At 35.3% G+C, this 15,176-nt stretch carries 14 protein-coding genes; 11 read left to right on the plus strand and 3 right to left on the minus strand.

Annotated features, from left to right (window positions below; translation table 11 throughout):
- Positions 1-410: 410 nt before the first annotated feature.
- Together P6N53_RS04910 and P6N53_RS04915 are read left to right on the plus strand one after the other, a co-directional pair.
- On the plus strand, positions 411-2,435 hold the full coding sequence (locus tag P6N53_RS04910; protein ID WP_304541625.1) for a histidinol-phosphatase: 2,025 nt from the start codon (positions 411-413) through the stop codon (positions 2,433-2,435).
- Positions 2,416-2,715, plus strand: a complete 300-nt coding sequence (locus P6N53_RS04915) for a hypothetical protein (RefSeq protein ID WP_304541626.1) — start codon at positions 2,416-2,418, stop codon at positions 2,713-2,715. Before P6N53_RS04910 ends, P6N53_RS04915 begins: the two co-directional genes overlap by 20 nt.
- 652 nt (positions 2,716-3,367) lie before the next feature.
- On the opposite strand, the gene P6N53_RS04920 is transcribed toward P6N53_RS04915, so the two are convergent.
- Positions 3,368-3,895 carry a hypothetical protein gene (locus tag P6N53_RS04920; RefSeq protein WP_304541627.1) on the minus strand — a complete coding sequence of 176 codons (528 nt, stop codon included), beginning with the start codon at positions 3,893-3,895 and terminating at the stop codon, positions 3,368-3,370.
- A 967-nt stretch (positions 3,896-4,862) separates the two neighbouring features.
- On the opposite strand from P6N53_RS04920, the gene P6N53_RS04925 reads away from it, so the two are divergent.
- The 4 genes from P6N53_RS04925 to P6N53_RS04940 all read left to right on the plus strand — a co-directional run bounded on the left by P6N53_RS04925 (position 4,863) and on the right by P6N53_RS04940 (position 9,365).
- Positions 4,863-5,534, plus strand: coding sequence for a response regulator transcription factor (locus tag P6N53_RS04925; RefSeq protein WP_304541628.1), 672 nt, complete (start codon positions 4,863-4,865; stop codon positions 5,532-5,534).
- Between the two features lies 1 nt (position 5,535).
- Positions 5,536-6,549: a sensor histidine kinase gene (locus P6N53_RS04930; protein WP_304541629.1), complete on the plus strand. Its 1,014-nt coding sequence runs from the start codon at positions 5,536-5,538 to the stop codon at positions 6,547-6,549.
- Positions 6,550-6,661: 112 nt separating this feature from the next.
- The gene (locus P6N53_RS04935; protein ID WP_304541630.1) at positions 6,662-7,429 is read left to right on the plus strand and encodes an ABC transporter ATP-binding protein; all 768 of its coding nucleotides are present in this window, start codon (positions 6,662-6,664) and stop codon (positions 7,427-7,429) included.
- Complete coding sequence (locus tag P6N53_RS04940; protein ID WP_304541632.1) at positions 7,422-9,365, plus strand: FtsX-like permease family protein; 1,944 nt, start codon at positions 7,422-7,424, stop codon at positions 9,363-9,365. Before P6N53_RS04935 ends, P6N53_RS04940 begins: the two co-directional genes overlap by 8 nt.
- Positions 9,366-9,674: 309 nt before the next feature.
- On the opposite strand, the gene P6N53_RS04945 is transcribed toward P6N53_RS04940, so the two are convergent.
- Positions 9,675-9,920 carry an NAD(P)-binding protein gene (locus P6N53_RS04945; protein ID WP_304541633.1) on the minus strand — a complete coding sequence of 82 codons (246 nt, stop codon included), beginning with the start codon at positions 9,918-9,920 and terminating at the stop codon, positions 9,675-9,677.
- Positions 9,921-10,197: 277 nt separating this feature from the next.
- Here P6N53_RS04945 and P6N53_RS04950 point away from each other — a divergent pair, with 277 nt between their 5' ends.
- The 5 genes from P6N53_RS04950 (at position 10,198) to P6N53_RS04970 (ending at position 14,315) form a co-directional block, all read left to right on the plus strand.
- Positions 10,198-10,743, plus strand: coding sequence for a GNAT family N-acetyltransferase (locus P6N53_RS04950; RefSeq protein ID WP_304541635.1), 546 nt, complete (start codon positions 10,198-10,200; stop codon positions 10,741-10,743).
- Positions 10,744-10,966: 223 nt separating this feature from the next.
- On the plus strand, positions 10,967-11,989 hold the full coding sequence (locus P6N53_RS04955; protein WP_304541636.1) for an arsenic resistance protein: 1,023 nt from the start codon (positions 10,967-10,969) through the stop codon (positions 11,987-11,989).
- 237 nt (positions 11,990-12,226) lie between these two features.
- On the plus strand, positions 12,227-12,373 hold the full coding sequence (locus P6N53_RS04960; protein WP_304541637.1) for a hypothetical protein: 147 nt from the start codon (positions 12,227-12,229) through the stop codon (positions 12,371-12,373).
- Between the two features lie 290 nt (positions 12,374-12,663).
- A complete protein-coding gene (locus P6N53_RS04965; protein ID WP_304541639.1) occupies positions 12,664-13,005 on the plus strand; it encodes a PadR family transcriptional regulator in 342 nt (113 codons plus the stop codon).
- Complete coding sequence (locus P6N53_RS04970) at positions 12,996-14,315, plus strand: FtsW/RodA/SpoVE family cell cycle protein (protein WP_304541640.1); 1,320 nt, start codon at positions 12,996-12,998, stop codon at positions 14,313-14,315. The genes P6N53_RS04965 and P6N53_RS04970 overlap by 10 nt, the downstream gene beginning before the upstream one ends.
- Positions 14,316-14,438: 123 nt before the next feature.
- On the opposite strand, the gene P6N53_RS04975 is transcribed toward P6N53_RS04970, so the two are convergent.
- Positions 14,439-15,137, minus strand: coding sequence for a polysaccharide deacetylase family protein (locus tag P6N53_RS04975; RefSeq protein WP_304541641.1), 699 nt, complete (start codon positions 15,135-15,137; stop codon positions 14,439-14,441).
- Between the last annotated feature and the right edge of the window lie 39 nt (positions 15,138-15,176).

The raw sequence follows: 15,176 nt of genomic DNA on the forward strand, positions 1-15,176 counted from the left end.
GAAAGTCACCGAAGTGCCTTTTGGAGCCTATGATTGTATTTAACAAATGCCAAAAATATATAAATTTGTTGGTTACATGTTATCTTTAAAAGAAATGTTAATTAAAATAGTAATACTGCTGGTACTTGCCAACCTACTACTATGGTAGGTGATTCAAAGTACCTATTTACTTCGCATTTTCTGGTTTATAGTTTTTAAGATAATCAAGACAAGAATAGCCTAGAATTTTTTATATTCGACAAAATTTTTAAACTTCTTCAAATGAATAATAGTAAAATGATGTTATTATCTCTAATAATATTCATATTGTTATAACTTATCTAGATATAAAGTACGGCATCCTAACATTTCTTTATACATTACTATTTAGGGTGTAATGCCAGAATCCTAGTTTGATAGAGGTGGAGTAAGTGAAAAAAATTGATTTACATATTCATACAATTGCAACTATCAGCGATTCAGCATTTACTTTTAACATTGAAAAATTAAAATACTATGTTGAATCAATGAAAATCGACTGTATTGCGATAACAAATCACAATGTATTCGATCTGGAACAGTTCAACACCATTACAGAGAATCTAGATGTTTATGTTCTTCCGGGGATTGAGATAAATCTGGAAAAAGGTCACCTGCTTTTAATATCTGACAATAAGGAATTGCATGATTTTAGCGAAAGGTGTAAAAATGTTCAGGACCTGATTCAAACTTGTAATGACTTTATTACAATACAACAACTTAAAGATATATTTGGAGATTTATCTAAGTATCTATTAATTCCACATTATGATAAGAAACCAGTTATTGGTGATAAAACTTTATCTGAATTAATAGAGTTCATTTCAGCGGGTGAAGTTAATAGTCCTAAAAAGTTTATATATTGTATCAATGATTCTGATAGTTTGGTGCCTGTTATTTTTAGTGATGTCCGGGTTAAAGAAGATATTCTAAGCTTTCCGACTAGACAAACATATATAGATTTAGATGAAATTAGTTTAAATGGTATAAAATTCTGTTTTAGAGATAAGAATAAAGTGGCTCTTTCTGAAAATGAAGGAAATAAATTATTTCAAGTATTAGATAATGGACTGGTACTTTCAACAGGATTAAATGTGATATTGGGAGAGAGATCTTCTGGGAAAACATATACGTTAAAAAGGATATACGAAACATCTGATAGTACAAAATATATCAAACAGTTCTCTCTATTGGAGACAGATGAAGATGCCGATAAACGAAATTTTGAAAAATTATTAAGTACGAAACAGAGTTCTATTACACAAGGTTATTTAAAAGAATTCAAAGAAGTTGTTGATGAAATTGCAAAAATTGATATAAGAAAGAATGAAGTTAGTGTAGGAAAGTATATTGAATCTTTAATTAAAAATGCGACCGAAATTGAAAAAGCTGATTTATTTTCAAAAGCAATCTTGTTTAGTGAAAGTGAATTTACAGAATCTACTCTGGATAACCTTAATAAACTGATAGAATCCGTTAGACTATTAATTGAGAACACAGAGTACAAAGAATTAATTAATGCCTATATTCCAGAAGAAAATTTGAAACGGTTAGTTATCGAATTAATGGTCAAATATACTGAAGAAACAGAACAGAATCTTAGAAAAAGATGGGTAAATGACTTAGTATCTAGCATTAAAAGAGGATTACAAATGCGTACCGCTGCTACACATATTGAAGATATTAATCTAATTAAAATTGCTACTGATAAAGAAAAAATTAATAAATTTACTATGGTTTCAGATTTGGTAAAACAAGAAACCGAAATTTTAAGAAAAGATATGCAGGGCTTTAAAATAGTAGCAAGTTCAAAAAAATATACAGGTGCTGGTGAACTTAAAAAAACAAGCGGTAAAATGATTGGTTTTAGTGATGCTTATAAAAATTATGAAGATTCATATAAATTCCTTCAGGAACTCAAAGCTATTGAAGGTCTTGATCCAACCGAGTATTACAAATATTTTGTTAGAATTGAATACAAGATATTAAATAAGTATGGATATGAGGTGTCCGGGGGAGAGCGTTCTGAATTCAATTTGCTTCAAGAAATTAACGATGCACTGCAATACGACATGCTTCTAATAGATGAACCAGAATCTTCGTTCGATAACATGTTTTTAATGAATGATGTTAACGAGTTAATAAAAGACATTTCTAAAACTATTCCTGTCGTAGTTGTAACACATAATAGCACTGTTGGAGCATCGATCAAACCAGACTATGTTGTTTACACAAAGAAAAAAGTAGTAGAAAACGAGGTTAAATATCAGGTTTATTCTGGTTATCCTTCAGATAAACAACTAAAAAGCTTAGATGGTGAAACCATCAGTAATCACGATGTAGTACTTAATAGCCTTGAAGCCGGTGAATCTGCTTATAGAGAAAGAGGTGAATCCTATGAAGTGCTTAAAGATTGAGGATAATAAAGGCTTTTATAGTATAGATGGTGAGAACTGGCTCATGATTGATAAAATTAGTAAAAATGATTTGCTGGGATTACTAGATATTGCTCTGACATCCGATTTTGAAATGGATGAGTATGATAAAGAAAAGTTGGGTAATCAAGCTCATCAGGTTATCTATAATAATATCCATGAAAAGTTCAAGGAAATACTTACCAATAAAAGCAGATTTAAAGATGAAAGCGAAAGAATGTATAAAAATGCAATAGAAAAATATAGTGCCAAGTCTTCTTAATAAATTAGATAAAACACATGCATAAGAATGTAAGAATAAGAAGGAATATGGAATATGTAATAAAACAGTATTTTAGGGACCATTTCTCATTTGTAAATATTTTGGGTACCTTACCTGCCATTCCTCAAACACTACTCTTTGGCCACTCTTTATGATGTTAGAAAAACAGTAAACCATTGTTTTACTGTCATTTATGCTTATCAGTTTTGCCGAAGGATTGTAAGCGCTTAATATTCAGGTGCATTGACATAATGAACCACGGTACAACTTAATTGTTGAAACCGGGGTTTGCGTCCTCAGATTCAACTTTTAATATTACGGCAGTAATCCCGGTAGTTTTTCTGACCATGGCATAAATTCCTCAAGTAGAGTCGGGTCGATCTTAAAGTCTGACCCTGGAATTTTACTAAAACTATGTACAAGATATATAAATACGTTGAGTATATTAGTCTTTGCTGTTTCTAAATGCCATAAACCACTGCACTAGCATTTGCTCCCTTTGTAGTATTGAGAATAGCTAGCCCTTTCTGCCTATGAAAAGTGGCCGGATAGCATTTTCGGCTCGTTTATCCAAAACTGTGGATAGCTGAAAATTCCATAAGTAACATTGACATTGGAAGAATCACTTTGATGTCCTAATACTGTTATTGACTTAGCAGCATCTGACATATAGCAGGGAAAGTAATAACGCACACCCATATTTAAAGTACCCGAGTAACTCGTCGTTACCAGTTAACCCCGTCGTGGAATAATCGGGCACCTGAATTCCAGCTATCTCCATAACAACTACCCCTGGCTCCACGCCATCACCAACATTTACTATCCACTCGTTGTTAACCAACACTACGGGGTAGGTCATTATGCACTCTTCACCAGCCAAAACAAAACTAACTTTAACGTTAACCATGTCTTTGCCACACTTCTCACTAGATAGTATAGTTACCTTTTCTGGAAGCATTCCTTGTTCATGTTGCAGCTCGATAGTATTTCTTAGCACATCTTCGCTCATCCTTTTGTTCTTGGAAACTCTATTCAAAGTGTCATAATCTTTTTTGTTAACTGCCGTAAAAAAATCATAAACACTTTTTTCGGCAGACTTTATTTCATTGGAATATTCCGATGAAGGTACCTGTTCGGTAGACTTTTCTTCATTAGCATAAACCAATGTACTCAAAGACATTACAAAAATCACCGTAAGCAAAAAAGATAATGCTTTTTTCAACTATAATCGGCCTCCTTAATATCCTTGAAAACTTAATTGAGCATCTTGTCACTCGTTGAAAGTTGCACAAGAGGTAGTGGTACAATAAGTAATGTGGTTTGTGTTTATTTAAGTAAGTCTTGCCAGCACTACCTTCCACTGGTGCAAAATCCTGTTTGTCAGGCATATATACACCCTTGAGATAAAAACCATCTTTTCTTTGTTGAATATACTTCATTAGGCCGCGAAGGAGTACTACAAACAGAAAACAACGGCTACCACCAACTTAATGCCATGTATTTGTTGCCATACCTTTCTATAAGTTTTATAAAAAACCTTTTTTTACAAAGTAAAATATTAACACAAGTATCGACAAAATCATTACATCTAAGCGGGGTGATTATTCCTAAACATACCAATTTAAAGAGGCGGGATGGGGTAGGGAAGACAAAAGACAGGTTCCTGTTCCTCTCCTTTTTTTATTTGATATGCTTTTTTTGAGGTTAGGGATTTGACAAGAGATGCAAAGGCTGTAATAGATTCGAGAGAATTGAGACAGTTAGAAAAGAGTAAAAGAGATGAAATAATAAAAATACTTTTTTGCAGACTTTAAATTGGGTGAGGAATATGACTATGTGTACGACTTTTTTGTTTTTTAATTAATGATGTAGCTAAACTAAAACCTCGATAAAATGGTGACAAGATGTCTACAATGCAAAAAAGCAAATAATTTTTAAATATAGCAATATTGAGGGGAGTCATTCTATATTTTTCACTATAGTAAAGAACACATGTTAGTTTCCCTTGCACAGTAAAGCCAGCAGGAATAGATTTAGCAGAGGGAGTATATATTTATGTTACGCACATGAAGTAATGAGCGGTTATATACCTGTATAGTAAGAGGAAAAAATAAGTAAAAGGTAGATAATGAATTGGGAGAAATTAAATGTTTAGAATTTTAATTGTTGAAGACGATATGGTTATTGCAAATGCAATGAAGAACTGCTTGAATCAATGGAATTATAAAACAGAAACAGTAGTTGAATTCAAAGAGGTTATTACCCAGTTTGTGCACTATGAACCACATTTGGTGCTATTGGATATATCCTTACCCTTTTACAATGGTTATCATTGGTGTACTGAAATACGTAAAATATCCAAGGTCCCAATAATTTTTATCTCTTCGATGTCCGACAATATGAATATTGTTATGGCTGTAAACATGGGAGGGGACGATTTTATTGCCAAGCCCTTCGACCTCAATATCTTTCTAGCCAAGGTACAAGCACTTTTGAGAAGGACATATTCCTTTGGTGGGGCTATGAACATAATTGAACATAACGGAATGGTGTTAAACCTAAGTGATGCAACTTTAGAATTCAATAATGCTAAAATTGAACTGACGAAAAATGAGTTTAAAATTCTCCAAATTTTACTGGAGAACATTGGTAAAGCAATTTCCCGTGAAACCATCATGACTAGGCTGTGGGAAAGTGATAGCTATATAGATGATAATACTTTAACTGTTAATGTTACCCGATTGAGAAAAAAGCTTGCCGATATGGGCCTTAGTGACGTTGTTAAAACAAAGAAAGGCCTTGGCTATATGGTGGAATAATATGAAAGAGAATTCGTTTTTGTGGGTTGCGCTATATTATCTTAGGAGTCGCAAGGAAGCCATCGGCCTAGGCTTTGTCTTTCACATAATCTTTGTTGTGATTTTTTACTTGTATTCCTTGGAATTTGAAGCCCTTGCTTATGCTTTCCTTTTATCAGCCTGCATAGCAACCGTTTTTATGGTGTATGATTTTATCAAATACTATAAAAAACATAGCGAACTACGCAATCTTGCCAAACATATCAGAGCAGATCTACAAAGGGTGCCTTCAACTAGCGATTTAATTGAAGCTAATTACCAGGACATTTTGCTAGCAATTTATGATGAGAAGAAAAAAATGATTTCTAAAGTAGATAGCAAGCAAACGGAAATGGTAGACTACTTTACCCTTTGGGTCCACCAAATTAAAACACCCATTGCAGCCATGAGATTGTTAGTTCAGTCTGAACACAGAGAACAATATAAAGAATTGCTAGAACAAATTTTAAGAATTGAGCAGTATGTGGAGATGGTTCTAGGTTACATCAAAATAGACAACTCATCGTCAGATTTAGTACTGGAAAGGCATAATCTTTTAGAACTTGTGAAGCAGAGTATCCGTAAATACGCACATCTGTTTATTAAAAAAAATATCGTTCTTGAGTTGCAAGAAAAGGATTGTATAGTACTAACAGATGAAAAGTGGTTGGTTTTTGTAATAGAACAAATACTCTCTAATGCACTAAAATATACAAATGGGGGTAAGATATCTATATACATAGTGGATGAGGAACGAAAGTTGTTGGTGATTGAGGATACGGGAATCGGCATTGCCGAAGAGGATTTGCCGAGAGTGTTTGAAAAGGGCTTTACAGGTTACAACGGGCGGATGGATAAAAAGGCCACTGGTATCGGCCTGTACCTGTGTAAAAAAATTTTGGACAAACTGTCACACACCATTATTATAACTTCTAATGTTAATGTTGGTACGAGGGTAGAGATTGATTTTTCTTCCACGAAAACCATATTTGAATAGATCTTACAAAACTGTAAGGTTAGAAGAAGAAATGTAAGCCATAGTTATGGTGGGGCATTTCTTTTTTTCTTATACTCTTATTATGGTCAAGGTTAGATGAGGAGGAAGAAACATGCCATTATTAGCGGTGAATAACTTAAAAAAGATATATGCGTCAAGGTTTGGTGGAAACCAGGTACAGGCCCTAAGTAATGTAACCTTTTCTGTGGAAAAGGGCGAATATGTAGCAATTATGGGGGAGTCGGGTTCAGGCAAAACAACGCTACTTAATATTTTGGCAGCATTAGACAAGCCCACCAGTGGTGAGGTCTTATTACAGGGGAAAAATATAGTAGCCATCAAAGAAAGTGAGATTACAGTCTTTCGTAGAGATAATTTGGGTTTCGTATTTCAAGATTTTAACTTGTTGGATACTTTTTCAATTAAAGATAACATTTTTTTACCGCTGGTTTTGACCAGAAAATCCTATGAAGAAATGGAGAAGAGGTTGAACCCTATAGTTGCCAAGCTGGGCATAGAAGACATTTTGGAGAAATTCCCTTATGAGGTATCAGGTGGCCAAAAACAAAGAGCGGCTGTAGCGAGGGCACTGATCACAGAACCTCAACTAATTTTGGCCGATGAACCAACAGGAGCCCTTGATTCAAAAGCTACTGATCAGCTCTTGAAGATGTTTACTGAGATTAATCAAGATGGGCAAACCATACTTATGGTGACCCATAGTATCAAGGCGGCAAGTCATGCTGGGCGGGTGTTATTTATCAAGGATGGGGAGGTATTTCATCAGCTTTATAAAGGTGCCCTGTCTAACGGGGCGATGTTCGAGAAAATTTCTAATACACTTACAGTGATTACCACTGGAGGTGGGGTAAATGGATAACCTATTTTACTTAAGACTAGCAATGATTAATATTAAAAAGAACAGCAAGACCTATATACCCTTTATAATCACTTGTATTTGTACAATCATGATGTTTTATATTATGCATGCAATTTCTATCAATGAGGGGTTAGAGGGTGAAAGTGGTTCAGAGAGCCTAAAAACCCTGCTTCGGCTTGGAACAATCATCATTGGAATTTTTTCGTCTATTTTTCTTTATTATACTAATAGTTTTTTGCTTAAGAGACGAAAAAAAGAAATTGGTTTGTATAATGTATTGGGTCTGGAGAAAAAGCATATTGCAAGGGTGTTGTTATTTGAAAGTATTATTACTTCCCTAATTAGCATAACGTTAGGTGTTGTAGGTGGAGTTGTATTAAACAAACTGATGTTTCTTATACTTCTTAAGTTGCTTAACTTTGAGGTAGCCTTTGGTTTTTCTATATCAGTACCATCCATGCTAATGACTTTAATTGTTTTTCTGGGCATTTTTATACTCATATTGTTATCAAATTTGTTGCAGATCAGAATGCTAAAGCCCATAGATCTACTGAAAGGCTCGCAACATGGAGAAAGGGAGCCAAAAATGAAGTGGGCCATGACTATTGTTGGTGTGATAGCCCTTGGCACCGGATATGGAATAGCATTAAGTGTCCAGTCACCGCTTGCAGCCTTAAATCAGTTCTTCATTGCTGTTATTTTAGTCATGATAGGTACCTATGCCCTTTTTACAGCAGGAAGTATTGCCCTTTTGAAACTTCTTCGAAAAAACAAAAGTTTTTACTATCAAACAAGACATTTCATTTCGATTTCAGGAATGTTATACAGAATGAAGCAAAATGCAGTTGGGCTTGCCAATATCTGTATTCTTAGTACCGCAGTCCTTGTGACACTTTCTTCTACAGTTGCTTTATATATAGGTGTAGAGGACGCTTTGCAGTCCCGCTTTCCGAGGGATATCATTATGGCGGCTTCAGATATCACTTCCAGTGAAGTGCAAAAGTTAGAGGAGATTTTAGAGGGCGAAATAAAAAACAACAGATTGAATATAAAAGATAAGCTAAACTACTGGAACATTACTTTTGGCGCTGAAGTCAAAGATGATAAGTTCATATTAATGAAGGAAGTTGGTTATAATCCCAACATGAGTATGCTTACGGCTATTCCTGTTTCAGACTACAACCGCTTAGAAGGAAAGGGTGTTTCCCTCTCCGATGATGAGGTGATCATTTTCTCTCCAACAAAGAAATACGGCAAAGATACTATCACTATTGATGAGAAAACTTTTAAGGTTAAGCAAGAACTTGATTTGCCTGTCTTAGGAATGGCCAGTGAGACGGATATAGTAGAGTCATATGTAGTGTTCTTAAAAGATATTAATCTTATTGGAAGTAACGATAATAGAAAGTACTTAGTTTCTTTCGATGTTGAAAGTTCAGATCAAAATATCTTGCTGCTTGCTAACAACTTAAATCAAAAGTTTATGGAAAACGGACTAACTGTTCGGATTGAAAGTCCTGTTGCCAACAGACAACATTTCTATATGCTCTATGGGGGATTATTCTTTATCGGAATTTTTCTAGGATCCTTATTTCTGATGGCGACAGTGTTAATTATCTATTACAAGCAAATATCGGAAGGGTATGATGATAAGGTCCGGTTTGAAATTTTGCAGAAAGTTGGTATGAGTAAAAACGAAATTCAGAGAACTATAAAAAGCCAAATTTTAACGGTATTTTTTCTGCCCCTTGCTTCAACGGTGCTTCATATAACCTTCGCCTTCCCCATTATCACAAAGTTACTGGCAGTTCTTAATCTGAATAATGTAGCATTGTTCCGGTTATCAACTGTAATGACTATTTTGGTTTTTGCGGCAATTTATGCAGCTATCTATTCATTAACTGCACGTGAGTATTACAGAATTGTAAATGATTAAATTTAATAACAGTTTTGTTTGTCTAAGTTAATAATATATCCAATAAGCTTAGAGTTTGTACACCCCCTAACCCCCGACAATCCATTATAAAATTGCTCCATCAAATCACCTTTCGAGCCGGAATCTCGAGAGGTGTTTTTTATGGTCTCTCTCTGTAAGAGGGCATGGACATTCATCATTGCCAGAAGGGCCAGAAATTTTGACTTTTTAATATGACCTAGAAGCTGATTGCCCAAGGATATTGGCTCTTGGCCATGAATAAAACTGTAGCCAATTATTTCGTTAGTTATTGTTACGTGATAACTATTACTATGAATAATTAATTCGGTTATCTTTTCCAGGGGGGATATCTCCACAGAAAGTAGTTTTTTTTATGTATTTTAAAGGTTGTTTGGTAGTACCCCGGTAAGCCATATTAAATAAAACACCAATATGTGAATAATGATCAGATATAAAAGAATTTTGCTCGTAAATATCTGGGACAAAGCCATGCCTCTCTAACACTACCCCTGCAGCAAGGCCTGACATACCAGCACCTAATATTGCTACTTTCATTTAAAACCTCCGAATATTTATCTGGCTTATCTTTTACTATTGTTAGAGCATTATCAGGGTTTTATTCAACTAAATCTGCCTGCTTAAACGTAGACTAAATTTACCATCTCTTTACTGGGTGGCCACCTCAAATTACAATAAAGATACGTTTTGAAAAAAATTCTATGCAGGCATGGTTAAGATTTGTAGAAAGTTTCCATATAAATCAAGATGTTGGGCCGCTTTTATGGTTGTTATAAATCACAACGGAAAAAATACGTTTCAGGTGGTGATATAAATGAATCAAGCTGAGCTTAAATATAGGGAAGCCACACCGGAAGATATTAAAGATATTATGTTTATTGAGGATAATTCCTTTGAACAAGGTATTAGAGAAGAAGAAGATGTTTTTCTAGAACGAATAATTACATTCCCCAACGGTTTCCTGCTGCTGGAATATAAGAATAAGGTCATTGGCTATATATGTTCAGAAATCTGGGAGTATCAGGAAAACATAGATTTGTTAGATCTTAAACTAGGTCACAGTATTAAGACAATCCATGATCCTGCAGGTGAGGAATTATATATTTCATCTATGGGTGTCTTGCCGGAATTTAGGAGGAAAGGGTTAGGAGAGTTGATGTTTGAGTCCCTATCAAATAAATTATTGAAAACATATCCCAAGATTAAAAGCATTTTATTAATAGTTTCTAAAAATTGGTTGTCGGCACAAAGGATTTATCGAAAGAACGGCTTTAGGGAGGTCGCAACTATACCAAACTTCTTTCAACCTCTTAATCTAGAGCACCAAGATGGTATTGTTATGCGTAGCAGGGTGAGATAGCATTTGACCAATTTATTTCGACAAACTTCCTTAAAGAGCAATAGGAATAAATGTAGTTTGTGGGGGAATCCTCTCGTATTAATATACCACCCCGAGGGTGGTTATTTTTTGATTGTCACGGTGGGCAATTTTGTGATTGCAACTATCTTGGGATTCTGCCTGGAAATGTCATTTACTAAAGCGTATACTCTTAATATATGGGTTTTTAGAGGAACGATATATAATGAAATTTTTCAAGTTTATCAGTAAACACATGATTAAATTTTTGCTTTTGGCTATAATTTTAGGACTTATAATTGGGTATGTTTTCCCTGGACTGGGTCAAGAGATGCAATTTTTTTATCCTATATCTTTATTTATTATGCTCTACCCGATGATGATAGGAATTGAGATAAATGAGGTTAAAGAGGCAACTAGACGGATAGGTTTTATGTCTGTAGTGATGCTATTTAATTATCTAGTCTCTCCCTTGCTGGGGGCGTTTTTAGCAAAGCTTTTTTTAACTGATTACCCTGACTTTGCCGTTGGACTTATATTAACCGGCGTAGTACCCTGTGCTGGAATGATTGTTGCCTGGACTGGTCTGGCCAAGGGGAATGCGCCAATGACATTGGTAATTACCGTGGTAAGCCTGCTGGCTGGTATCTTTTTAATCCCATTTTGGATGTTAAACCTAGCTGGAACTTATGTGCCAATAGATGTTTTTAAAATGTTCAAGACCATTTTCTTGACAATTTTGTTACCACTTATTTTGGGCAATATTACACGTGTATGGTTAGTGAAAAAGTTGGGGTCACAAAGATTTGTGGAACTAAAAGGTATTTTCCCAGGCATCTCAGCCATTGGTATGTACTCAGTCTTTTTTATTTCGATGTGTGCGGAATCTGTTACGTTAGTTAGTCATCCAGAATATTTGTTTCGCATCTCAGTTCCTCTCGTAATATTTTACACTTTACTCTTTAGTGGTTCAGTGTTATATGCACGCTTAGCTAAAATAAGCTACCCTGATATGGTGGCTTTTACCTATGGGGTAAGTGGTAAAAACATTTCCATCGCACTGGCGCTGGCAGTTATGTTTTTTTCACCTTTAACTGTTATGATTATTGCAATAAAACCTTTAATTCAGGTTACATTTATGGCTGGTTTTTACCGTTTGACACCTATACTTAATGGTTACTGGGAGAAGAAAATTCCCACGACAAAGGAAGAAAACAATGAGTCATTAAATTATCATCGCTTATCGTAATAAGGAACGGGAGCTCCTTATTATGCAGGTTCTTAAAGACGAAATCAGTAACAAAATATTGCAAGCTGCTGAAAACATGGGTTAGGTGGATATATTCGCAATATTATAGTAAAGGAGTTCATAGTTTAATGAAAAGAAAAATTGTTCTAATGTTTATCATTTCAGCATTGCTGGTGCTAATGAATCCTGTTGGGTCATTTGCCGTCAATATGATTTCTTCAAAGGAGGTGTAAAAAGATGTGGGTACTCGCTGGAATGCAAATGGTAGCAACTATCTGTATGCTTGGCAAGTATGATTTTACCTACAGGGATAGATTTGCCCACTTAAATAAATTTCAAAGTGAACTTCCGGAGAAGACACATCTTTATACTAACCTTATTTAGAAATCATTAAGTTAGTATTTTTTTAAAGGCGGTGGAGTTTTCTAGCGTCTTTTTTTGTGTCCTCTCCGCAATAAATGAGGAAGGACGTTTATTATGAACACAAATCTACAGGATGAACATAACTCATCATCATCGTTGGCCTGGGCAACGATCGCTAAGCTTTAAAATTTCGGGGTACTGTCCTCTTTTGGATTAGCTTTTTGTATTGACGATTAAGAGGTAATTAAATATAATAATACCTAGATATACAATGCATCGAAAAACGATGTTTGGTGAAAGGTGGCGATGTTTTGAAGGTTAACAAAGAGCTCCTTAAAGGAAGTACAACTATTCTTATCCTAAAACTACTGGAGCGGAAAACCATGTATGGTTATGAAATGATTAAAGAAATAGAAAATGTCTCCGGTGGGGTGTTTGCCTTTAAAGAAGGAACACTATATCCCATTCTTCATGCTTTAGAGTCAGATGGAATGGTTGAGGCCTACTGGTCGGATGACAACGGAAGCCGTCAGAGAAAATACTACCGAATCACTGAAAAGGGCCGGCTGCAGTTGGAAGAAAAACGTAAAGAGTGGGTGGTATTTCGTTCTACTGTGGATAGAGTTTTAGGGGAGGCTATTGTATGGGGTTAGAGCAAAACCAAAGGGTGCAGGGGTACTTAAATCTTGTTTGTGCCCAGATTAAATGGGCCGAGGTGCATGAGCAGGTTAAGTTAGAGCTACTTACCCATATCGAGGATTGTGTGGGGGAGTATTTAGCCGAGGATATTCCAGAGTCAGAGGCCATCGAAAAGGCGATCCATAGGATGGGAGATTCAAAAGAGCTGGGGAGGCAATTGCATAAGACCCATAAACCTCCGATTAATTGGAAGTTGTGTTGGGTAGTGGCTTTCTTAACGGGGATGGGATTAATTACTCTCTTATCAGTAGAGTTACAGGGAACGTTGATGAGTAAACTTTCATTTTCTGTTTTTACTAATAGCGTTATTCACCTTGTTCTTGGCTTTGCCGTGCTTTTGGCAATCACGTTTTTTGATTATCGAAGGCTAAAGGCTTATGGCTGGCACATATTTATCGGTACAATGCTGATTTGGCTATTGCTACTAGGGGTGGGTGGGACAGTAGTTAACGGAAAGCCCTATTGGACCCCGGGTTTTATTAACATAGATTATATAGGTATTACACCATTTCTGCTTTCTGTTTCACTGGCGGGGATTTTTTTCAACCAAGCTGGGTTAAAGGGGCATGGGATTATAAAGGCATTTGTTCTATTTACGGTACCTAATGTCTTTTATATCATAAGTAATTCTTTGAGTACGGCATTGATCTATACCTTGGTCTTTTTAATTCTATTGTTCCTGGCTGGAGCTAGCAGAAAACTGTTAGGTTACTTCATGTTGTTGCCAATCTTTTTGTTTGGAGTTGCTTTATTACAGAGTCCTTATCAATTGGACAGGTTGCTTGCCTTTATGAATCCTTACCAGAACCCCGATGGTAGTGGGTATATCTATATTCAATCATTAGAAGCTATAAAGTCCGCCGGTCTATGGGGCCAGGGGTTTACCTTTTCGGGAAATTTACCCGAATTTCATACAGACTTAGTTTTTTCTTATTTAGTCTATACCTTTGGTTGGGTAGTTGGTGCAGTGGTGATTATTTCAGCCCTTGCTTTACTTATCATTATGGCCAGTGTTGCAAAACAAGTTAAAGATTCCTATGGTTTCTTGCTAGTTAGTGGCCTAACGAGTATTCTAGCACTGCATTTTATCTGGAATATTTTCATGACTGTAGGATTTGCCCCGATCAGTGGAATTAATCTACCCTTTATCAGCTATGGTGGCTCTCAAATGGTTATTAACTTAGCCATAATGGGTATAGTTTTAAGTGTTTACAGACGGAAAAATCTTTCAGATCCTAACAATATTCATACGAATTGCAGCTAATCTTTGTGAGAAGTTAATAAAATTATGACTAATAAAAAATGTGCGAAGCAAAACTTCTAATCTTTAGTTTCCAGAAAAATCACCACAATTGACAGCTTTCTATTGTTTAAGATATTTATAACCTTATAATTCCTGAAGTTCATTGATGGTTACAAACGTATATCCTTCGTTTGATAGTGCTTGTAAAACCCCTTCGATTGCTTGGAGTTCTTTACCAGTATCATCATACATTGGATGCATCAAGATAATTGAACCTGGCTTTATATTATCCATCACATAATTAACTTTGTCTAAAGCAGCGACGTAAAAGCTATCTGGTTCAATATTCCAGGTAATGGTATCTCTATTGTGTTTTTTTAGATAATAGGGTAATCCAACAAGTTTTTTTCCATTTGGTGGTCGAAAATCAATTTCACCATTATACCCTGCCCTTCGAATTAATTGGTCTGTTTTTTCAATTTCTTTCTTTATATAGGAAGGTGTTTTAAAAACCATTCGATTATGAGAAAAAGTGTGATTTCCAATTTGATGTCCTGCTTCTACAATTTTTTTAGCACCTTCTGGGTACTGCTCTATTTCTTCACCAATTAGAAAAAAAGTAGCCTTTGCATCGTATTTATCCAACAATTGTAATACCTGATTTACGTTCTTAGTTGGACCATCATCAAAAGTCAAAGCAACCACTTTTTGGTTTGTCTCTACCTGATAAGTTAAACCTCCGAATAACTGGTATGTTCTAGAATTCATTAATTTATTTGCACCAAACGATAGAAGGAAAACTAACAAAATTGAGAACCCGATAAATATTAATTTCTTTTTCACTAATGTTTCCTTTCTTACTTAGAAATTTGCATTGTCTTT

This window comes from Desulforamulus aquiferis, assembly GCF_030577015.1.
GTDB lineage: Bacteria > Bacillota > Desulfotomaculia > Desulfotomaculales > Desulfotomaculaceae > Desulfotomaculum > Desulfotomaculum aquiferis.